Origin of the sequence: Burkholderia sp. Bp9140 (assembly GCF_003853425.1) — a bacterium.
Taxonomy (GTDB): Bacteria; Pseudomonadota; Gammaproteobacteria; order Burkholderiales; family Burkholderiaceae; genus Burkholderia.
Genome location: NZ_QTPQ01000001.1, coordinates 68,434 through 89,839 on the forward strand (window position 1 = coordinate 68,434; position 21,406 = coordinate 89,839).

The 21,406-nt window shown below is 67.3% G+C and carries 18 protein-coding genes; 9 read left to right on the forward strand and 9 right to left on the reverse strand.

Translation table 11 applies throughout. From position 1 onward, the window contains the following. Window positions 1-7: 7 nt before the first annotated feature. A complete protein-coding gene (locus tag DIE21_RS00300) occupies window positions 8-2,188 on the reverse strand; it encodes a TonB-dependent siderophore receptor (protein ID WP_124494929.1) in 2,181 nt (726 codons plus the stop codon). Between the two features lie 417 nt (window positions 2,189-2,605). Here DIE21_RS00300 and DIE21_RS00305 point away from each other — a divergent pair, with 417 nt between their 5' ends. Beyond that, the gene (locus DIE21_RS00305) at window positions 2,606-3,043 is read left to right on the forward strand and encodes a hypothetical protein (protein ID WP_124494931.1); all 438 of its coding nucleotides are present in this window, start codon (window positions 2,606-2,608) and stop codon (window positions 3,041-3,043) included. A 61-nt stretch (window positions 3,044-3,104) separates the two neighbouring features. Here the strand turns inward: DIE21_RS00305 and DIE21_RS00310 are convergent, their stop codons facing one another. The 5 genes from DIE21_RS00310 to DIE21_RS00330 form a co-directional block, all read right to left on the reverse strand. Next, window positions 3,105-4,196, reverse strand: coding sequence for a porin (locus DIE21_RS00310; RefSeq protein WP_124494933.1), 1,092 nt, complete (start codon window positions 4,194-4,196; stop codon window positions 3,105-3,107). A gap of 102 nt (window positions 4,197-4,298) precedes the next feature. After that, the gene (locus DIE21_RS00315; protein ID WP_124494935.1) at window positions 4,299-5,642 is read right to left on the reverse strand and encodes an MFS transporter; all 1,344 of its coding nucleotides are present in this window, start codon (window positions 5,640-5,642) and stop codon (window positions 4,299-4,301) included. Between the two features lie 102 nt (window positions 5,643-5,744). Then, a complete protein-coding gene (locus DIE21_RS00320) occupies window positions 5,745-6,806 on the reverse strand; it encodes an aromatic ring-hydroxylating dioxygenase subunit alpha (protein ID WP_124494937.1) in 1,062 nt (353 codons plus the stop codon). Between the two features lie 48 nt (window positions 6,807-6,854). Continuing rightward, entirely contained in the window at window positions 6,855-7,820 is a 966-nt protein-coding gene (locus DIE21_RS00325; protein WP_124494939.1) for a PDR/VanB family oxidoreductase, read from the reverse strand. Then, window positions 7,817-8,896 carry an aromatic ring-hydroxylating dioxygenase subunit alpha gene (locus tag DIE21_RS00330; RefSeq protein ID WP_124495382.1) on the reverse strand — a complete coding sequence of 360 codons (1,080 nt, stop codon included), beginning with the start codon at window positions 8,894-8,896 and terminating at the stop codon, window positions 7,817-7,819. The genes DIE21_RS00325 and DIE21_RS00330 overlap by 4 nt, the downstream gene beginning before the upstream one ends. A gap of 198 nt (window positions 8,897-9,094) precedes the next feature. On the opposite strand from DIE21_RS00330, the gene DIE21_RS00335 reads away from it, so the two are divergent. Beyond that, window positions 9,095-9,583 (forward strand): MarR family winged helix-turn-helix transcriptional regulator, encoded by a 489-nt coding sequence (locus tag DIE21_RS00335; protein WP_124494941.1) that lies wholly within the window; start codon window positions 9,095-9,097, stop codon window positions 9,581-9,583. A gap of 51 nt (window positions 9,584-9,634) precedes the next feature. Here the strand turns inward: DIE21_RS00335 and DIE21_RS00340 are convergent, their stop codons facing one another. After that, entirely contained in the window at window positions 9,635-10,381 is a 747-nt protein-coding gene (locus tag DIE21_RS00340) for a TetR/AcrR family transcriptional regulator (protein ID WP_124494943.1), read from the reverse strand. A 171-nt stretch (window positions 10,382-10,552) separates the two neighbouring features. Between DIE21_RS00340 and DIE21_RS00345 the strand changes: the two genes are divergently transcribed. The 7 genes from DIE21_RS00345 to DIE21_RS00375 all read left to right on the forward strand — a co-directional run bounded on the left by DIE21_RS00345 (window position 10,553) and on the right by DIE21_RS00375 (window position 19,653). Beyond that, complete coding sequence (locus DIE21_RS00345; RefSeq protein WP_059532493.1) at window positions 10,553-11,734, forward strand: isovaleryl-CoA dehydrogenase; 1,182 nt, start codon at window positions 10,553-10,555, stop codon at window positions 11,732-11,734. 31 nt (window positions 11,735-11,765) lie between these two features. Next, window positions 11,766-13,373 (forward strand): carboxyl transferase domain-containing protein, encoded by a 1,608-nt coding sequence (locus DIE21_RS00350; protein ID WP_124494944.1) that lies wholly within the window; start codon window positions 11,766-11,768, stop codon window positions 13,371-13,373. A 19-nt stretch (window positions 13,374-13,392) separates the two neighbouring features. Continuing rightward, window positions 13,393-14,178, forward strand: a complete 786-nt coding sequence (locus tag DIE21_RS00355; RefSeq protein ID WP_124494946.1) for an enoyl-CoA hydratase/isomerase family protein — start codon at window positions 13,393-13,395, stop codon at window positions 14,176-14,178. Window positions 14,179-14,214: 36 nt separating this feature from the next. After that, window positions 14,215-16,215, forward strand: a complete 2,001-nt coding sequence (locus tag DIE21_RS00360) for an acetyl/propionyl/methylcrotonyl-CoA carboxylase subunit alpha (protein ID WP_124494948.1) — start codon at window positions 14,215-14,217, stop codon at window positions 16,213-16,215. A gap of 266 nt (window positions 16,216-16,481) precedes the next feature. Next, the gene (locus DIE21_RS00365; protein ID WP_124494950.1) at window positions 16,482-17,624 is read left to right on the forward strand and encodes a DUF2827 domain-containing protein; all 1,143 of its coding nucleotides are present in this window, start codon (window positions 16,482-16,484) and stop codon (window positions 17,622-17,624) included. Between the two features lie 743 nt (window positions 17,625-18,367). Then, entirely contained in the window at window positions 18,368-19,171 is an 804-nt protein-coding gene (locus DIE21_RS00370; RefSeq protein ID WP_124494952.1) for an EAL domain-containing protein, read from the forward strand. Between the two features lie 62 nt (window positions 19,172-19,233). Further along, window positions 19,234-19,653, forward strand: coding sequence for a hypothetical protein (locus DIE21_RS00375; RefSeq protein WP_124494954.1), 420 nt, complete (start codon window positions 19,234-19,236; stop codon window positions 19,651-19,653). Between the two features lie 96 nt (window positions 19,654-19,749). Here the strand turns inward: DIE21_RS00375 and DIE21_RS00380 are convergent, their stop codons facing one another. Then, window positions 19,750-20,886, reverse strand: coding sequence for a DUF2827 family protein (locus tag DIE21_RS00380; protein WP_124494956.1), 1,137 nt, complete (start codon window positions 20,884-20,886; stop codon window positions 19,750-19,752). A 28-nt stretch (window positions 20,887-20,914) separates the two neighbouring features. Next, window positions 20,915-21,382: a DUF4019 domain-containing protein gene (locus DIE21_RS00385; RefSeq protein ID WP_124494958.1), complete on the reverse strand. Its 468-nt coding sequence runs from the start codon at window positions 21,380-21,382 to the stop codon at window positions 20,915-20,917. Window positions 21,383-21,406: the final 24 nt, after the last annotated feature.

Consider the following 21,406-nt stretch of genomic DNA (forward strand, 5'->3'; position numbering starts at 1 on the left):
AGGGTGGTCAGAACGACACCGTCGTCGTCAGCGTGACGAGCCGCGGCTCGCCGACCGCGACGATCAGGTTGCTGTTGCTCGACGGATAGTAGGTCTTGTCGAGCAGGTTCTTCACGTTGAGCTGGATGCGCGTCGGGAACTTGCCGATCGTCGTTTCATAGGCCGCGAACGCATCGACGGTCACGTAGCCGGGCAGCGTGAAGCTGTTCGCGGTGTCGCCGGGCCGCGCGCCGACGAGCCGCGCGCCGCCGCCGAAGCGCCAGCGTCCGGGCAGGTTCGCGATCGCCGTGTCGTACACCGCGAACAGGCTGCCCGTGTGGCGCGCGACGTTGACGAGCGGCGTGTTGCTGTCGCGATCGTTCGCGTTCGTGTACGCGTAGCTGCCGATCAGGCTCAGGTGCCGCGTGAGCTGCCCCGCGACGTCGAGTTCGATTCCGCGCGAACGCGCGGTGCCGATCGTCGACGTGATGTCGCCGACGGTCACCGCGACGTTGCGCTTGTCGATCTGGTAGGCCGCGAGCGTGCCGGTGATGCCGGGCTTCAGGCTGAACTTCAGGCCGGCTTCCAGCACGCGGCCGAATTCCGGTGCGAGCGGCGAGACCACATTCGACGCGACGTTCGGCTTGAACGAGCGGCTCACGTTCGCATACGCGGTCAGCGACGGCGTGAGCGCATACGCGAGCCCGAACTGCGGCAGCCACACGTTGCCGTGCGAGCGGTCGGCGAACACGAACGGACGCCCCATCCCCGATTCCTGCTGCCAGTCCTCCCAGCGCAGCCCGCCGACCGCGGTGAGCCGGTCGGTGATCTTCACCGAATCCTGCACGATCATCGAATACGTGTGGACCAACGACCGCGAATCGCTCTGCTTCGCGTTCGCCGTGCCGCCCGGCGCGAGCAGGCCGTAGACGGGATCGTAGAGATCGAAGCCCTTGGTCGCCGTGCCGCGGATCGTGTCGCCGCGGAAGCTGCGCTGCCGCTCGTATTCGCCGCCGATGTAGAGCGCGTGGCTCATCCCCGCGAGCGTCAGGTTGCCGAGCAGGCCGAGCGTCGCGATCTGGTCGGAATCGTTGCGCCCGAGGTTCGCGTCGGACGAGCGCGACAGCGCGCCGGTCGTGCTGTTGAAGGCGGTCGCGCGGGTGATGTACTGGCCGTAGCGGTCGCGGCCCCAGCCGTAGGTCGCACGCACGCGCCACGCGTCGGAGAAGCGGTGCTCGACGCGCGCGCGGAGCGTTTCCTGGATCCCGCTGCTTTGCGCCCACGCTTCCTCGTAGCGGCGATAGCGCAGCGCATCGTCGAGGTGGCCGTTCACGAGCACGGTGCCGCGATCGAACGGCGTCGTGTAGTCGACGTACTGGTAGCTGACGTCGATCGACGTGTTCGCGTCGTGCCACGACAGCGCAGGCGCGATCAGCGCGTTGCGCTCGCGGCCGAAGCTGCGCCAGTAGCGGCTCGTGTCGTATTCGCCGGTGAGGCGGAACGCGAGCGTGCCGCCCGCGACCTGGCCCGGCTTGCCGAGCGGGCCGGTCAGGTCGAACTGGGCGCTGCTGCCGCCGTGGCTCGTGCGCGAGGCCGAGATCGAACCGCCGAACGTGTCTTCCGGCTTGCGCGTGACGAGGTTGATCACGCCGCCCGGGTCCTGCATGCCGTACAGCAGCGAAGCCGGGCCCTTCAGCACCTCGACGCGGTCGATCGTCGCGAGATAGCTGTGCAGCACCGGCGTGCGCACGCCGTCGACGAGCACGGAGCCGTCGTTGTTCGACCCGAAACCGCGCTTGATGAACGCGTCGCGCGTGCCGCCGAGCGTGTTGGTCTGTGTGACGCCGCTGATGTTGCCGAGCACGTCGTCGAGCGAGCGCGCCTGCTGGTCCTGCATCACGCTGCTGCTGACCACCGCGACGGACTGCGGGATCTCCTTGATCGGGCGATCGTCGCCGCCGGCGATGCTGCTGGTGCGCGGCTGGTAGCCGACGGTCGGATCGGCGACCGCCGATGCGCTGACGCTGATCGTCGGCAGTTCGCGTTCGGGCGGTGCGGGCGTCGACGTGGACGGGGCCGCCGATGCCGCCGCGGCAGGTTCGGCATCCGCATGCGCGCCGCTTGCGACGCAAAGGGTGATCAGGGCAGGCAGGCTCGCGCGCCACGGGCGCAAGGTCCGCGCGCGGCGGGGCGGTCGACGGGATGGCATGAATCGGTGAGTGACGGAGTGCTAAGGATGAGGGCGGGCCGCGGCGCATTGCTGGATCACGGCGGCAGGTCGCGAATGATATAGGTAATGGGAATCATTTGCAATTGGAATGAGGCCGATGCGTACCGTGAAGCGCGATTGCCGGGCCGCCGGCCGTCTGCTACCGTAGCGGCCAAAAACAGACCCAGTGAAATTCATCGAGAGCCGGGGGCCGCACCATGTCATCTTTCTGTCACGTCGCGTGCAGCGCGGCGTCGCGCACCGCAGTCGACCGTGCGGGCGGTGAAGTGATCGCAGCCGTGTGCCACGATTCGAACGATTAAACGGCAGCGAAGGTATCTGGCGTGCCGCCCCGGGCAGCCGGCGCAGCGCCTTCAATCACTTCAACCACCACGCTTGACGGGAGAGACCATCCCCATGAAAAAGTTTTCCGCGCCGTTCGCGGCGGCCGCACTTGCGGCATGCGCCGCGCTGGCAGGCATTCAGCAGGCCGGCCATGCGGCCGAGCCCGCGATCGATGTGCACTACGGCGCCGTGATCGAGGCCTATACGCAGGACATGGCCGCTGCGAAGACGAAATACGACGGCAAGCGCCTCGCGTTCGTCGGCGCCGTGATCCGGATGGGCGGCGACCCGGGTGGCACATACTTCGGCGCGCTGACGGCCGACGGCGAGCAGTTCGACGCGCACTTCGATGCGGCCGACCAGGCTGCGCTGAAGCCGAAATTCCCCGGCGGCGAGATCAAGCCGTTCGTTACGTCGGCGGCTTTCCGGTTCAGTTGCCTGAACGAAGGCTATATCGACGCACCCGTGTTGCCGGGGCTGAAGCTGGCACACTGCCGGCTGGAAGGCTGACGCCGGGCACACGCGGTTCGCGGGCGACGGCGAGCCGCCCGGAACGGCGCTGCCGGGATCGTCAGAACTTCTGCTGGATGCCGGCCATCACGCCGAGCTGATTCATCCCGGTGCCGACCGTCCCGCCGGCGGCGACCGCGTTCGCGGCCAGCGTGCTGTTGAACATGTAGCCCACCGACGTATAGACGGTCGTCCGCTTCGACAGGAAATAGTTCGCGCGGCCGACGAGCAGCGTGGCGTTCGTGCCTTCGCTGGTTTCGCGGCGTTGCAGGTAGCGTACGCCCTGGAGGTCGAGCGCGAGATAGGGCGTCGCGTAGTACGTGCCGCCTGCGAACACGATGTCGGCCTGCAGGTGTGCGGCCGCCGCGAGGTTGCGGCGGATCCACCCGGCGCCGAGTTTCGCGGGGCCGATCTTCACATAGCCGGCGACGATGTCGCGCGTGTCGGTGTACGCCGGATTATTCAGCGGCGCGAGCGCGCCGCCGCCGCCGCGCATCACGTCGTGCGATGCGGCCAGCCCGAAACTGCTCGCGTCGTAGGCGATCATCGCCGTGTACTGGCGGCACGCGACGATGTCGCCGGGCACCTGTCCGGCGCAGCCCGTCGCCGACGGTCCTGCCGGCCCGGCCGCGTCGCGGCCGAAGCTGTAGGTGGCGCCGAGCGTCACGCCGTGGAACGTGCCCTTGTAGCCGATCGCATTGTCGCTGCGCGCGTTCGGCAGATAGGAGTCGAAATCCGCCATCGAATGAATCGACGGGCCGATCACGTCGGCGTTGGTCAGCACGATCATCGACATGTTCATCTGGCGGCCGAGGGTCAGCGCGCCGAACGGGCTGTTCACGCCCACGTTCGCCTGCCGCCCGAACAGGCGCCCGCCATAGTTCAATGCGCCGGTGCCGGGCTGGAAGCCGTTTTCGAGCACGAAGAAGGCCTGGTAGCCGCCGCCGAGATCCTCCGTGCCTTTCAGGCCCCAGCGTGACGGCACCTCGCCGGTCAGCGTCGGCATCCCGGTGAACGACCCGCCGTGCGCGGCGTTGTTGTAGTAGGACACGCCGGTATCGATGATCCCGTACAGCGTGACGCTGCCTTGCGCACAGGCTGGTCCGGCCAGCGCCATCGCCGTCGCGACCGCGACGCCCAGTTTCGTTTTCATGGCTGTCTCCAAACAGTATGTAGATATGCTTATCGATTTTTTTATTGCGCCGGACATCTCCGGGATGCCGACGGGCATCGGCAGGACCGCGGGCGTCGCGCGTTACGACATCGCCGGATCGCGTTGCCGGCGCGGCGCCGCGGCACGCGCGCCCACCACGGCGACGGCGATCGCCGCGCCGGCCATCGGCACGAGGAAGGCGAGATAGAGATGGGACACGGACCAGCCGTCGTCCAGCAGCGCGCCGACCGTCATCGGCGACAGGATCGCGCCGAGGCGGCCGATGCCGACCGCGAGACCGATGCCGGTCGTACGGATCTCGGCCGGATACGGCGTCGGCGACAGCGCATACATGCCGGCCACGCACGCATTGATCGCGGCGCCGAGGAAGACCGCGACCGTCATGCCGATGCCGAGCGAGCCGGTGTTCGCGCCGAACACGACCATCAGTGCGCCGCCCAGCAGCAGCGTCGCGCCCAGCAGGTTGCGCAGGCCGAACCGCGTCGACAACAGGCTGAAGAGCGAGGCGCCCGCGATGCCGCCGAGATTGAGCAGCACGCCGCCGGTCACGCCCTGCGAGGCCGACAGCCCGGCCTGGACCAGCAGCTTCGGCGTCCAGCTCACGACGAAGTAGAAGCTGCCCATCACGAGAAAGAACGCGATCCACAGCGCGATCGTGCGGCGCGTGAGCGGTGCGCGCAGCACGGCCGTCCAGGTCGATGCGGGGTTCGCCGTGTCGACGGAAGCGGTCGCGGCCGGCAGCGTGTCGATCGGCGCGCGCTTCATTCTCGCGAGGATGCGGTTGATTTTCTGCAGCGCGTTGTCGGGACGCCGCGCCAGCAGGAAGTCGAGCGATTCCGGCAGCAGCACGAGCACCATCGGGATCGACATCAAGGTCAGGATGCCGCCGAACGCGAACACGCTGCGCCATCCCCACGTCGACAGCAGGTAACCGGCAATGACGCCGCCGGCGGTGGCGCCGATCGCGTAGCCGGTCGACTGCATGCCGATCGCGGCGCTGCGCCATTTGTTCGATGCGTACTCGCCGCTGATGACGGTCAGGCTCGCCAGCATGCCGCCGATGCCGAGCCCCGTATAGGCACGCGCGACCGCGAGTTGCAGCGTTCCGTGCGTGGCCGCGCAGGCCAGCATCCCGGTCGAGATCACGGCGAGGCAGAAGAGGATGATGCGGCGGCGGCCGACGCGGTCGGCCAGCGGCGCGATCAGCACCGAGCCGATGCCCATGCCGGCCAGCCCGGCACTCAGCAGCAGGCCGATTTCCTTGCCGCTCAGTTTCCACTCGGCCGCGAGATGCGGCGCGGCAAACGCGATGGCCAGCACGTCGAAGCCATCGAGCATGTTCAGCACGACGCAGGCCGTGACCGCCAACGTCTGGAACGCGCTCATCGGGGATGCGTCGATCGTATTGCGGATGTTTGCACTCACGTCAAAGATCCTTAAAAAATAGTAGGACTAATCGAATGGGATGAAAGCGAATGCGTGGGCCGACGGGCAAGCCGCGGAACGCCCGCCGCGACGGTACGACGGTTACGCGGGTTCGGGTTGCGGCAGCAGCCGCTCGATCACGCGCCGCGCGCGATTGGGGCCCGCGTCGACATGAATGTCGATCTGGCGGCCGTCCGGGAACCGCAGCTGATTCCGGTATTGCGCTTCGATCACGGTCTTGTCCTCGTCGAACGTCGCCGCGGATTGCTCGATGACCGTTTGCGCGACGCGTTCGACGTCGTGCTGCGGATTGGTCGCGACGGTCCAGAAGTAGTGCGTCGTGGTGTCCGTCTCGGGGGTGATGCCGTGGAAGCCGCGCATGTGAAAGCCGCCGCGCGCCGGATCGTGCAGGTCGCCGGTGCCGGCGTCCATCGCGCCGGTCCAGATCCGGATGTGCGTCACGTGGAATTCGATTTCCTGCCAGCGATCGACGCGGCCCGCGAACGGCCACGCGGCCGTGTAGGTCGGCGGCGGTTCGGAATCCGGCATCCGGCGGACCAGTGTCACCGTGTCGCCGTCGGTGCCGACGCGGGTGTCCGCGCTCATGTGCAACGGTGCGTTGCCGCCGATCGTTTTCAGGTGGACATAGCCGAGGTGGCTCAGGTCCATCAGGTTGTCGTGAATCAGCTGATACGGTGCGTCGTAATGGTAGTTGCCGCCGCCGAACCGGTATTGCGGATCCGTGTGGAACGCATAGCGCGGCGGCGCGCAGGTCGGTCGAGCGTGCGCGTCGGCACCGATCCAGATCCACACGATCGCATCCTGTTCCTGCACCGGATACGACGATACGCATGCCTTCGCCGGAATCCGGTCCTGCCCGGGAATCTCCACGCACGCGCCGCCGCGGTCGAACAGCAGCCCGTGATAGCCGCAGCGCAGGCCGCGCGCTTCGAGCGAGCCGCACGACAGCGGCAGCGACTTGTGGCAGCAGCGATCCTCCAGCGCGCCGACTTCCCCGGACGGCAACCGGAACAGGACGACCGGGCGGCCGAGCAGCGTGCGGGCGACGGGCTTGTCCGTCAGTTCGGACGACAGCGCGGCGACCCACCATCGGTCGAGCGGGAATTGAGTACGGTTGATCGGTGATGGGGCGTGATGCGCCATGGATCGTCTCCAATATTGTGGTTTGCTGCCGCGCGTCGCGCGGTCCGTCTACAGATCGAGTACCAGCAGGTCGGTTCGCGATCGCGAACAGCACGGCATGAACTGGTCGCCTGCCGCCTGTTCCGCTTCCGTCAGGTACGAATCGCGATGATCGGGCTCGCCTTGCAGCACGCGCGTGACGCAGGTGCCGCATACGCCTTGCTCGCACGACGTCAGCACGTCCACGCCGTTGGCTGCCAGCGCCGCGACGACCGTGCATTCGGCCGGCACGTCGATCACCTTGCCGCTGCTCGCGATCCGGACCTGGAACGCGCGATCCGCGCCGGACGATGCAACCGCGCCGCCGAAGAACTCGTAGTGCAGCCGCGCGTCGGCCCAGTCGCGCTCGCGCGCCGCGCTCAGTACCGCATCCATGAAGCCGCGCGGGCCGCATACATACAGGTGCGTGCCTTCGGGCGCCGCGGCGAGCACGGCGGCCAGGTCGAAGCGTTGCGCGGGGGCGCCGTCGTCGACGTGGAAGCGGGCGCGATCATGGAACCCGGCTGCGTTGATCCGCTCGACGAAGGCCATGCGGTCGGTCGAGCGTGCGCAGTAGTGCAGGTCGAACGGCATGCCGGACGAGAACAGCCGTTCCGCCATGCACAGAATCGGCGTGACGCCGATCCCGCCCGCAAGCAACAGGTGGTGCGGTGCGTCGGGCGCGAGCGGAAATTGATTGCGCGGGATGCCGATCCGCACGGTGTCGCCTTGCCGGACTTCGTCGTGAATGGCGCGTGACCCGCCCCGGCCCCCGGCATCGCGCAGCACCGCGATCTGATAGCGATCGCCATGCTCCGGGTGGTTGCACAGCGAATACTGGCGCACGAGCCCGCCCGGCAAATGCACGTCGATATGGGCGCCGGCGTCGAAGCGCGGCAACGGCGAACCGTCGTCGCTGACGAATTCGAAGCCGCAGATGTCGCGCGCTTCCTGCCACTTGCGGGCCACCCGGACAGTCAGCGTCGCCGTGCTCATGACGCCTCCTTGATCTGCGCGACCGGAATCACGGGCCGCTGCGGACGCGACGCGTCTTCGTCGGCGAGCAGCCGCTCGATCACCTTGCGCGACAGCACGCCGCCGGCGTCGATGTTGAGCTTGAGCAGCTTGCGGTCCGGCCACTGCTCGAGGTTGAGCTGCTGGCGCTCGAGCATCTCGAGATCCTCGGCGAAGATCCTGCCCTGGCCTTCGCGGATCTCGGCGGTCAGCGCGTGATCGTCGGGCCGGAAGTTGCGCGCCATCCCCCAGAAATACCAGATCGAGGTGTCCGTCTCGGGCGTGATGAAGTCGACCACGATCGACGACGCCTTCACGTCGGCCGGCGCGTCGTAGCCGCCGTGGCCCGCATGCGCGACGCCCACCTCGATCATCACGTGGCTCGGCGGCGTGAAGCGGCAGATCTGCCAGCGGTCGACCGGCACGTCGTCGGCGAGGCCATTGCCGCGCAGCGCCATCTGCCAGAACGGCGGCGGCATCACGTTCTCCATGAAGCGGCTGGTGACGACTTCGTCGCCGTTGCTGGTCGTCTTCGGCGGCGCTTCGTCGATTTCCTTCTGGCCGATGCTCGTCGCATGCACGTACGTTTCGTGCGTGAGGTCCATCAGGTTGTCGATCATCAGCCGGTAGTCGCAGCGGATGTGATACAGGCCGCCGCCGTGCGCCCAGGCCGGATCCTCGGCCCACGACAGCGTGGGCAGCTTGCCGGGATCGGCTTCGGATGCATCGCCCGGCCACACCCAGACGAATCCGTGGCGCTCGACGACGGGGAAGCTGCGGATCGGCGGAAAGCCGCCGACGCGCTGGCCCGGCATGCCGGCCGCCTTGCCGTTGCAGCCCATTTCCAGCCCGTGATAGCCGCACACGAGCACGCCGTCGCGCACGAATCCCAGCGACAGCGGCGCGCCGCGGTGCGGGCAGAAATCCTCGAGCGCCGCGACCTGGCCGTCCGCCGCACGGTAAAACACCATCGATTCGTTGCAGATCTTGCGACCCAGCGGCTTGCCGTCGATTTCATCGGGGGTGCATGCCACATACCAAGCGTTCTTGAGAAACACGTTCATCGTCTCCTTCAGGGCGGTGCCGCCGGTACGCGGCATCTCGTCATTCCGTGTACTGAATGTGATTCAGTGTACTCATTGAGATGGGCTCGGGCAAGGCGGGCGGTATACTGGTTTTCCCGGGAAATGGCGCGAGGCAGCGCCATGCCGTCGGCGCACGCAGCGGCGTGCGCCGCCTATGTCATCGACTCATTCATGGAAAAACCGAATCCCGCCGACGCGCCCGCTTTCCCGCTCGATCTGTACGACGAACCCGGGCACCTGATCCGGCGCGCGCACCAGATCGCGGTCGCGATGTTCTACGAGAAGCTGGGCCGGGACGTGACGCCCGTGCAGTACGCGGTCCTGCGGATGCTCTACGAGTGCCCGGGGCTCGACCAGGTGACGCTCGCGCAGCGGGTGGCGCTCGACACGTCGACGACCGCGGACCTCGCGGTCCGGCTCGAAGCGAAAGGATTGATCGTTCGCGAAGTGCTGCCGCGGCGTCAGCGGCGCTTGCTGCTGACACCCACGGGCGTGGAACTGCTCACGCACCTGATTCCGTCGGTGAAGGAGCTGCGTGCCGGCCTGTTCGAAGGCATGGGAGAGGAGGACGCGCAGGAACTGGTGCGGCTGTTGCGCAAGTTCGTCCATCTGAACAACGAGCAGAGCCGCGCGCCGCTGCGGGTCAGCGAGGATTCGTAGCGGCCGGTCCCGCGAGACGCAGGAGAAGCGGCGGCGGGGCCTGCGCCGGCGTCACGCGCGTGACGCTTCCCCGTCCAGCCGCCGCACGGCTTCCGCGACCTCGTTCCTGAAGCGCACCAGCGCCGCCTGCTCCGGTGCGGGCGGCTGCACGGCCGCCCACAGCAGGTCGATCAGCTGCGTGGCCGTCGTTTCCGTATCGAGCTTGCGATGGCCGAGGATCGCATCCCACAGCACGTGCTCGATCGGCCCGAACACCATCGAGCGCAGCAGGCTCAGCGGCATGTCGTCGCGCACCTGCCCGGCCGCCTGGCCGCGCGCGAGCACGTCCATCAGCGGCGCCGTATAGCGGCGCTGCAGCGCGGTGAGCTCGTCGCTCAGCGCATGCTGCTTCGCACGCCCCTCCGACAGCACCAGCGCGCACAGCCCCGTGCCGTTCACCAGCATCAGCCGCAGGTGCGTGCGCACGATGAACGCGAACTGCTGCTGCACCGACGCTTCCAGCGGCATCCCGTGTTCGAACGCGGCAATGATTTCGTCATACCAGTCGGCGATCACGCGCGCGCACAGCTCGCGCTTGCCGCGGAAGTAGCTGAACACCGTCGCCTCCGACACGCCGACGCGCTGCGCGATCTCGGCGGCCGTCGCATGCTCGTAACCCTTTTCGGCGAACACTTCACGGCCGGCGCGCAGGATGTCCTGCACGCGCTGCTGGGACTTGCGCCCGGCGGGTGCGCGCGACGGGTCGGCGCGGTCGGCTTTGGCGGTGGCGGTCATGGTGTCGGCGGTGGCGGCTGTCATGGTGCAATGATATCTGAGTGTCACTCAAAAAACTATTGACGCCAAGCCGGACGAGGCGCGAAACTGTGCAAAATTTCCGCTGTATTGGCTTAATGAATCGACGCATTGATCCGATTTGAGCGAAACTCAGAAATCGGCGCATGCGACCCACTTTCTGGAGACGGAGGAGACATGATCAACCTGCCCGGCGTGCAATTCATGCTCGGTGAAGACATCGAGATGCTGCGCGACGCCGTCGCGACGTTTGCGGCGAAGGAAATCACCCCGCGCGCGGCGGAGGTCGACCGCACCGACCAGTTTCCGATGGATCTGTGGAAGAAGTTCGGCGATCTCGGCGTGCTCGGGATGACGGTGGCCGAGGAATACGGCGGCGCGAACATGGGCTACACCGCGCACATGGTCGCGATGGAGGAGATCTCGCGCGCGTCGGCGTCGATCGGCCTGTCGTACGGCGCGCACTCGAACCTGTGCGTGAACCAGATCCACCGCAACGGCACCGACGCGCAGAAGCAGAAGTACCTGCCGAAGCTCGTGTCGGGCGAACACATCGGCGCGCTCGCGATGAGCGAGCCGAACGCGGGCTCCGACGTCGTCAGCATGAAGCTGCGCGCGGACAAGCGTGGCGACCGCTACGTGCTCAACGGCACGAAGATGTGGATCACCAACGGCCCCGACTGCGACACGCTCGTCGTCTACGCGAAGACGGACATCGACGCCGGCCCGCGCGGCATCACGGCGTTCATCGTCGAGAAGGGGATGAAGGGCTTCTCGGTCGCGCAGAAGCTCGACAAGCTCGGCATGCGCGGGTCGCACACGGGCGAGCTCGTGTTCCAGGACGTCGAAGTGCCGGAGGAGAACATCCTCGGCCAGCTCAACGGCGGCGTGAAGGTGCTGATGAGCGGCCTCGACTACGAACGCGCGGTGCTGTCGGGCGGACCGACGGGCATCATGGCCGCGTGTCTCGACGCGGTGGTTCCGTATATCCACGACCGCAAGCAGTTCGGCCAGTCGATCGGCGAATTCCAGCTGATCCAGGGCAAGGTCGCCGACATGTACACCACGTTCCAGGCATGCCGTGCGTACCTGTACGCGGTCGGCCGCCATCTCGACTCGGCGGGCAGCGACCATATTCGCCAGGTGCGCAAGGACTGCGCGGGCGTGATCCTCTACACGGCGGAGAAGGCCACGTGGATGGCCGGCGAGGCGATCCAGATCCTCGGCGGCAACGGCTACATCAACGAATACCCGGTCGGTCGCCTGTGGCGCGATGCGAAGCTGTACGAGATCGGCGCAGGCACGAGCGAGATCCGCCGGATGCTGATCGGCCGCGAGCTGTTCGCGGAAACGATGTAACGCCCCACGTCACGCGAACGGAGCCCCGTCGATGCCGATCATCGAATCGAAACTGAACCCGCGTTCGGAAGACTTCCGCGCGAACGCCGCGGCGCTGGAGGCGGTCGTCGCCGACCTGCGCGCGAAGATCGAACAGCTCGCGCAAGGCGGCGGCCAGGCCGCGCGCGACAAGCACCTGTCGCGCGGCAAGCTGCTGCCGCGCGACCGCATCGCGCAACTGCTCGATCCCGGCGCGCCGTTTCTCGAGTTCTCGCAGCTCGCGGCAAACGGCATGTACAACGACGACGCGCCCGGCGCGGGCGTGATCACCGGGATCGGCCGGATCGCGGGCCGCGAGTGCGTGATCGTGTGCAACGACGCGACGGTCAAGGGCGGCACCTACTACCCGATCACCGTGAAGAAGCACGTGCGCGCGCAGGAAATCGCCGCGGAAAACCGGCTGCCGTGCGTGTACCTCGTCGATTCGGGCGGCGCGAACCTGCCGAACCAGGACGACGTATTTCCCGATCGCGACCACTTCGGCCGCATCTTCTTCAACCAGGCGACGATGTCCGCCGCGGGGATCGCGCAGATCGCGGTCGTGATGGGCTCGTGCACGGCGGGCGGCGCGTACGTGCCGGCGATGAGCGACGAGTCGATCATCGTGAAGAACCAGGGCACGATTTTCCTCGGCGGCCCGCCGCTCGTGAAGGCCGCGACCGGCGAGGAAGTGAGCGCCGAGGATCTCGGCGGCGGCGACGTGCACACGCGCCTGTCGGGCGTGGCCGACCATCTCGCGCAGAACGACGCGCATGCGCTGTCGATCGCGCGCAGCATCGTCGATCATCTCGCGCCGAAGATCGCGCCGCCGGTGGCGCTGCGCGAACCGAAGCCGCCGCGCCATGACGCGAAGAGCCTGTACGGCGTGATTCCGGTCGACACCCGCAAGCCGTTCGACGTGCGCGAGGTGATCGCGCGCATCGTCGACGATTCCGAGTTCGACGAATTCAAGGCGCGCTTCGGCACGACGCTCGTCACGGGCTTCGCGCACATCTGGGGCCATCCGGTCGGGATCATCGCGAACAACGGCATCCTGTTCTCCGAATCGGCCGTGAAGGGCGCGCACTTCATCGAGCTGTGCTGCCAGCGCAAGATCCCGCTCGTGTTCCTGCAGAACATCACGGGCTTCATGGTCGGCCGCAAGTACGAGAACGAAGGCATCGCGCGCCATGGCGCGAAGATGGTGACGGCCGTGTCGAACGCGAAGGTGCCGAAGTTCACGGTGATCATCGGCGGCTCGTTCGGCGCGGGCAACTACGGGATGTGCGGCCGCGCGTTCGGTCCGCGCTTCCTGTGGATGTGGCCGAACGCGCGAATCTCGGTGATGGGCGGCGAGCAGGCCGCGTCCGTGCTCGCGACCGTGCGCCGCGACGGCATCGAGGCGAAGGGCGGCACGTGGTCGGCTGAGGACGAGGATGCGTTCAAGCAGCCGATCCGCGACCAGTACGAGCGCCAGGGGCATCCGTACTACGCGAGCGCGCGGTTGTGGGACGACGGCGTGATCGACCCCGCGCAGACGCGCGACGTGCTGGGGCTCGGCCTCGCCGCGTCGATGAACGCGCCGATCGACGACACGCGCTTCGGCGTGTTCCGCATGTAACGGCCGGGAGGGCTGACCGATGCGATACGAAACGATCAAGGTAAGCGAAGCCGGCCGCGTGGCGACCGTCACGCTCGCACGGCCCGACGTGCGCAACGCGTTCAACGAGACGACGATCGCCGAGCTGACCACCGCGTTCGAGTGGCTCGACGCGCACGCCGGCGTGCGCGCGGTCGTGCTCGCGGCGGAAGGCGCGGCGTTCTGCGCGGGCGCCGATCTGAACTGGATGAAGAAGATGGCCGGTTACTCGGACGACGAGAACCGCGCCGACGCGCGCAAGCTCGCGCGGATGCTCGAGGCGATCCATCGCTGCGGCAAGCCGGTGATCGCGCGCGTGCATGGCGACGCGTATGCGGGCGGGGTGGGTCTCGTCGCGGCGGCCGACATCGCGATCGCCGCCGATGGCGTGAAGTTCTGCCTGTCGGAAGCGCGGCTCGGGCTGATCCCCGCGACGATCGCGCCGTACGTCGTGCGCGCGATGGGCGAGCGCGCGGCGCGCCGCTACTTCACGACGGCCGAAGTGTTCGACAGCACGCGTGCGGCATCGCTCGGCTTCATTCACGACGCGGTGCCGGCCGACGCGCTCGACGAAACGGTCGCGAAGCTGGCCGCGACGCTCGTCGCGAACGGCCCCGACGCGGTGACGGCGTGCAAACGGCTCGTCGCCGACGTGGCCGGCCGCGCGCTCGACGCGACGCTGATCGAGCAGACCGCCGACTGGATCGCGAAGACCCGCGCCGGCGCGGAAGCGCGCGAAGGGATCGCGTCCTTCCTCGAGAAACGCACGCCGTCGTGGCGTGAATGACGGCGTGCCAATAACTTTCCGGACGACATCGAAGCCATGTTCGACAAGATTCTGATCGCCAATCGCGGCGAAATCGCCTGCCGCGTCGCCGCGACGTGCAAACGTCTCGGGATCGCGAGCGTCGCCGTCTATTCCGACGCGGACGCGAACGCGAAGCACGTCGCCGCATGCGACGAAGCCGTGCACATCGGCGGCTCGGCGGCCGCGGACAGCTACCTGCGCATCGAGCGCATCATCGAGGCCGCGCGCGCGACCGGCGCGCAGGCCATCCACCCGGGCTACGGCTTCCTGTCGGAGAACGAGGATTTCGCGCACGCGTGCGAAGCGGCCGGCATCGCGTTCATCGGGCCGCCGGTCGACGCGATCGCGGCGATGGGCTCGAAGGCGGCCGCGAAGGCGCTGATGCATGCGGCTGCGGTGCCGCTTGTGCCCGGCTATCACGGCGACGACCAGGACGTGGCCAACCTGCATCGCGAAGCCGACGAAATCGGCTACCCGGTGCTGCTGAAGGCGAGCGCGGGCGGCGGCGGCAAGGGGATGCGCGTGGTCGAGCGCTCTGAGGATTTCCCGGCGGCGCTCGCGTCGTGCCAGCGCGAGGCCGCAAGCAGCTTCGGCAACGATCGCGTGCTGATCGAGAAATACCTGACGCGCCCGCGTCACGTCGAAGTGCAGGTGTTCGGCGACACGCACGGCAACACCGTCTACCTGTTCGACCGCGACTGCTCGGTGCAGCGCCGTCACCAGAAGGTGCTCGAGGAGGCGCCGGCGCCGGGTCTGCACGATGACATCCGTCGCGCGATGGGCGAGGCGGCCGTCGCGGCCGCGCGCGCGGTCGGCTACGTCGGCGCGGGCACCGTCGAGTTCATCATGACGGGCCAGGCGTTCTACTTCATGGAAATGAACACGCGGTTGCAGGTCGAGCATCCGGTCACCGAGATGGTCACGGGGCTCGATCTCGTCGAGTGGCAGCTGCGCGTCGCATCCGGCGAGCCGCTGCCGCTGAAGCAGGACGAGCTGCGCGTGCAGGGTCACGCGATCGAAGCGCGTCTCTACGCGGAGAACCCGGCGCGCGGCTTCCTGCCGTCCACCGGCACGTTGAAGCACCTGCGGCTGCCGGAAGGCGTCGAGTTCGCGATCGGCGCGCCGGTGCGCGTCGACAGCGGCGTGCGCGAAGGCGACGCGATCACGCCGTTCTACGATCCGATGATCGCGAAGCTGATCGTGCATGGCGCGGACCGCGAGGAAGCGCTCGGCCGGATGTCGCGCGCGCTGCGCGCGTGCGAAGTGGTCGGGCTGCACACGAACGCCGCGTTCCTGCAGCGGATCGTGGCGTGCAAGCCGTTCGCGATCGCTGATCTCGACACGGGCCTGATCGAGCGCAACCACGAGGTGCTGTTCGCGCCGCAACAGCCGCCGCGCGCGACGCTCGCGCTGGCCTGCGCGGCGCTGCTCGCGCGCGAGCGCGGGGCGGCCGCACGGGAGGGCGCGTCGCCATGGCGTGCGCTGCCGGACTGGCGGCTGAACGGCGGCTATCGCCGCACGCTTGAATGGCATGCGCCCGAGCGTGAAGCGGACGTGACGGTCACCTACGAGGACGACGGCGGCAGCGCGCGCCTCGCCACCGGCGATGCGGCCGCGCAGCCATTCGCGTGGACGCGCGGCGCGACGCCGCTCGACTTCGACCTGACGCTCGACGGCGTGCGCAGCAGCGGCCGCGTGTATGCGGACGGCGACAGTTTCCACGTGTTCACGCAGGGTGTCGCCGAGACGTTCGAATGGCGCAACGTGCTCGCGCACGCAGGCGATGCCGAGCATGGCGGCGGCCGCCTGACCGCGCCGATGCCCGGCAAGGTGATCGCGGTGCTGGTCGAGCCGGGCCAGAAGGTCGAGGCCGGCACGCCGCTGATCGTGATGGAGGCGATGAAGATGGAGCACACGATCGGCGCGCCGGGCGCGGGCGTCGTCGCGGAGGTGCTGTACGGCGTCGGCGACCAGGTTGCCGACGGCGCGCAGCTGCTGATGATGGCGGAAGGCTGACCGCGGCGCGCGTCGCGCACGGGCCGGCGTGGCGTCTCACGACGCGACGCCGGCCTTGTCGTATCTGGCCGCCGGCGGCGCGGCGCGGCACGGCGAACCCCATGCGGTGCGGCCGGCCCTCGACCGGCGCCGTCCGCTCGCTTCCGCACCGCGTATGACCATGCATGACAGTCTGGCGGCGGGGGCTCCGCTAGACTGGCGGATTGCTCGCGTGGCCGCCTGCCGCGCGCTACACTGCGTCCATTCAATTTCCCATCCCGCCGACGATGACGTCTCCTGTCCTGAACGGCCTGCGCATCGGTATCACGATCGGTCTGCGCACCCCCGATGAAAGCCTGTGGATCAACGGCATCAAGCAGAACGCCCTGTTTCTCGCGAAGCTGCTGATGGCGTCGCCGCATGGCTATCGCGTGACGCTGGTCAACACGACCGACGTGCCGCTCACCGACGCGCTGCCGTGGGACCGCACCGTGTACGACACGCGTGCGTTCGCCGACATGAAGGATGCGCTCGACGTGGTGATCGAGCTCGGCGGCCAGATCGACGGCGCGCAGACGGCCTACCTGAAGGCGCGCGGCGCGAAGATCGTCAGCTATTGCTGCGGCGTCGAGTACATCAACGCGATGGAGTCGATGCTGTTCGGCCGCCGGCTGTGGGATTCGCTGTTCATCAACCGCGGCTACGACGAGGTATGGGCGATTCCGCAGATCGCGCCGTCGTCGCTGCCGTTCCTGCAGTCGCTGCGCCGCTGTCCGGGGCGCGTCGTGCCGTTCGTGTGGGATCCGATGTTCCTCGGCGCGCGCGCGGCAGCGCTGCCCGAGCACGGCGAATACCGGCCGCGCAGCGAGCCGGGCAAGCGGCTCACGGTGATGGAGCCGAACCACAACGTCGTGAAGTTCTGTGTGTACCCGATGCTGATCATCGACGAAGCCTATCGGCGCGACCCCGAGGCGATCTGCTTCACGCACGTGACGAACGCCGACCGCCTCGTGCACGACAGCCCGGAGTTCGTGATGCTGATGAACTACCTCGACATCGTGCGCGCGGGCAAGGCGAGCTTCGTCGGACGCTTCGACACGCCGCTGTTCCTGGCCGACCTGACCGACGTCGTCGTGTCGCATCAATGGTCGAACCCGCTCAACTACTTCTATTTCGACGTGTGCTGGCAGGGCTATCCGCTCGTGCACAACGCGAGCCTCGCGCCCGATCTCGGCTACTACTATGCGGACAACGACGTGCAGAAGGGCGCGGAGGCGCTGCTGCACGCGCTGCACACGCACGACGACGACTGGCAAGGTTACACGCGGCGCCAGCGCGAGATCCTCGGCCGCTATACGTCGGCAAACCCCGCGCTCGTCGCCGAATACGACGCGCTGCTCGCGAACCTGATCGGCGCGACGGCCGCATGAGGTCAGGCGACGCCTGCCGCATCCGGGTTGCCCCGGGTTAATGTCTGATGAAATGACGCCGTTAAAAAAGAAACCGCCGAACCGGGGAGATTCGACGGTTTTTGAAGGCACGAAATTGACGGCTCCGAGGGAAGTCCGTCGAAAATCATTTTAGAGGTTAACGAGTCTGAAAGATTGTTAAAGATCTTTCAATCGATAATCATCATATAATTCGTGGCGATATTTTCATTTGATTTTGCCTGATTATTATTCGGATATTATCAATATCGTTTGAAACGGCGAAATTGAATTCCGTTGAGACCGAATGCTCCGTGTGACCCGTTGGCAGCATGGTCTGCAGGCGCCGCGACGAATCCGGGCGAGGTGGCCGGATACGGCTTTGCCGCCGCGTATTGATCATACGAAATTGCGGGCATTCGGTTTTTGAAACGAGACTTCGGTAAATTGCTTTGCTTGAAGCTGTTTGGGCCGGGAAAATGAGCGATATCGGTCGAGGTTTTGCCGATGGTTATGTGTAACCTGCCGCACTGTCAGTAACGTGCATGTGTGGTGTATTTTCCCTGTTTGAATATCGTTGACAATATTGGATTTGACGGCGCGCTGAAATGAAAAGTACGCTCCCGGAAAAGATCGAAACAAGAGGATGGGCCGGGTAGGCGGTGGTGCGTGTCGTGGTCGGCTCGCGCCACATGTATCGAGAGCGCGGGCCGTCATCGGCGGTCCGACAATTGCCGGAGCGCCGGATGAATGCGGTCGAACCACGCCTGGAGGCGAACAGCGTAGCGAATCGGGACGAAATCGATCTCGTATTCGGCGCGCCTGACGATCACCCCGACCTTGCGTCGGTACGCAGTTTCGTCGAAAGCCGGCTCGGGTTCGCGCGCGAGCCGGTCTGCCGCGCCGACCTGTCGGGAGGCGTCCTGTATCACGAATGCCTCGCGCGGCTGCGCTGGGGATCGCGCGACGCGTTGCCGCCGCTTGCATTCCTGCCGCGCCTCGAGTCACTCGGGCTGATGCGCTGGTTCGACCGGCTCGTGGTGGGCCGGACGATTGACGCGTTGCGCGCCGATCCGACGGCCGTGTATGGCTGCAACGTCGCGGCGACGAGCGCGGTGGTGGACGACGCTTGGCTGGCCATCTTCAGGCGGCTCGAGCGCGAGCCGTCGGTCGCGGCGCGGCTGGTCGTCGAGATTACCGAGACGGGGCCGCTGAACCCCGTCGCGGGCCGGTCGTTCGTGAATCGGTTCCGTCAGGCCGGATGCCGCGTCGCGATCGACGACTTCGGCGTCGGCTTCAGCGCGCTGAACAACCTGGTGGTCGGCACCCCCGATATCGTGAAGCTCGACAGGTCGGTCCTGTCGCTGATCAAGCGCAACGCGATCGGGCGCTACCAGTTTCGCCGGCTGATCGCGTTTGCGCATGAAAGCGCGCGGCACGTCGTCGTCGAAGGCGTGGAGAACGAGATCGACCGGCAGATCATCCTGGATTCCGGCGTCGCGTGGGCGCAGGGCATTCGCTTCAGATGGCGGTCGCCGGCCGCCGCATGACGCCGTGGCGCGGGCGCAGGGCGCCGGCATCGGGCAACGATGGATCGCAAAGGGGCGTGGGCATGGCGGCGATGAAGAAGGCCGGGCACGGAACGGATACGCAGGCGGCCGATGCGCGCGAGCTCGTCGCGATCGCCGAGCTGGCCGACATGTTGTGGCACTTCGGCGCCGAATCGACCGATGCGCCGATCGACGTCGCGCCGTATCTCGACGGCCTGAAGGCCGTCGCGCACCGTATTCACGGCATGAAGCCGCTCGACGCCGATGGCCGCGAACTCGCGGCACGGCACTATTACGCCGGCGTGTTTGCAGGCGCCTGCGGCGACGATTCGGCGATCGCGCGCGGCGTATCCGGCAGCCTCGCGCGGCAGGCCGTCCGGGTCAGCCGCGCCGCATTGCGCTGTTTCGCGGGGCTGGCGCGGATCGGACGCCGGCATGGCCGCGCGTTCGCCGCGCGGCGCGGCGATCGGGTGCCGGCCTAGCGCCGGATCGCGCGTCGCGCCCGGTGCGCGGATCCCCGTCGACGATGAACGGACCGTGGACCGGATCGATCGCGACGAAGGCGCGCCTGGACGCGCTCAGCCGAGCGCGCGCCCGGCGAACAGGTGCTGGATCTGTTCGGAATACGCGCGGACGTTGTGGTCGGCGAGCGTGTCGACCTGTTGCAGGCAGCGGCGGGCCGCTGCCGCGTATTCGTCGAGCCGCGCGTCGTGCGTCTGCGCGGCGGTCGCGATCGCGCGCGCCGCATCGAAGATCTCGAAGTCCGGGTAGTAATAGCCGACGTCGTGCAGGAACGGCGAGTTGTGCACGAGCGGGTAGTTGCCGTACAGCGCGTCGTACAGCAGGTAGTTCAGGCCGTTTTCCCAGTGATGCGACACGACGATGTCGGTGTGATGCGCGGCCCACGCGACGAACGGCGCACGCACGTCGGCCGTCGCCTTGCCGTCGCGCACCATCTCGAGGCCGAGCGCGAGATGCTTGAAGGCGACGTTCTCCTTCTTGTCGAACGTGTTGGTCATGTACACGTGTTCGACGAGCTCGGGGTGCTCGACATAGCACGCATTCGCGGCGAGCATCGGCACGATCGAACTCTTCACGACGTTCAGGTTCGGCTCGAAGAACGCGATGCGCTTGGCCGGACCGTGGTTGCGGTAGCCGAAGCGCGCCTTCAGTTCGGGATCGGCGTCGAGGCTGCGCTCGATGAAGTACGGCGACCAGATGTGCGGCAGCTCGATCACCGGCGCGCGATAGACGGCCTGGAAGTAGGCCGCGCACGTATGCATGTGCTGCGGGTTGGTCCAGATCTCGTCGAACTGCACGCGGTGCGGGTTCGGCCGCCAGTTGTTCTTCTCGAAGTTGATCGTCTCGACCGCGATCACGTAGTCGTTGCCGAAGCGGTACGACACGCACTTGCCGCCGCGCCGGCGCACGGCATCCGCGTGCGACGGGTCGATGAACGCGTTCATCTCGATCAGCAGGTCCGTCTGGTGGGCGATCGCCGACAGCGGACGCAGCGCGTCGCCGAACGCGTCCATCATCAGCGCCTGCGGGTAGTCGGTGATGCCGTCGTCGTGCGCGAGCCAGACTTCGCCGACCAGCGGCGAGCTTTTCAGCAGCATGTACAGGTACACGCAATGCTGATTCGCGCCGTTGTACCAGATCGACTGCGTCGCGTCGCGCTGCACGTTCATCGTTATCGCGACATTGATTTTCATCGGCGGCTCCGGGCGGGCGGTGCGCGGCTTACGGCGCGTAGTTCTGCGACTGGCGCGGCACGTAGCCGGTCAGGTGCCAGCGGCCGTCGTCGTCGAGGCGGAAGCTCAGCTTTTCGTATACGGTCGTGCCGGTCGTCAGCGTCGTCGCGTAGTCGAGGTTCGCGTACAGTCCGTCGGGCATCGTCGCTGCGTTCGTGTAATGGATGCGGGTGATCTGCGCCCAACCGCGATGGCGAACCGTGCCGACCGACTGGCGCGCGCGCTGCATGTCCGCGGCGAACAGGTCTTGCTTGATGCGTGCCTTCACGAATGCGGCGGAATCGGCCCACACGGCGCCGTACTGGCCGGCGTCGAGCTGTTTGAACACCGCATCGGCATCGCGCAGCAGCGCGTCGGCCGATTCGCCGCCGGATTGCGCGTGCGCGCCGATCGCGATCGCAGCGACGGCGCAGCCGATCAGCCATTTCGCGCGGGAGAGGGGCGGGTGTGCGTTCATGTCGGAGTCGGGAGAGGGCGGCGC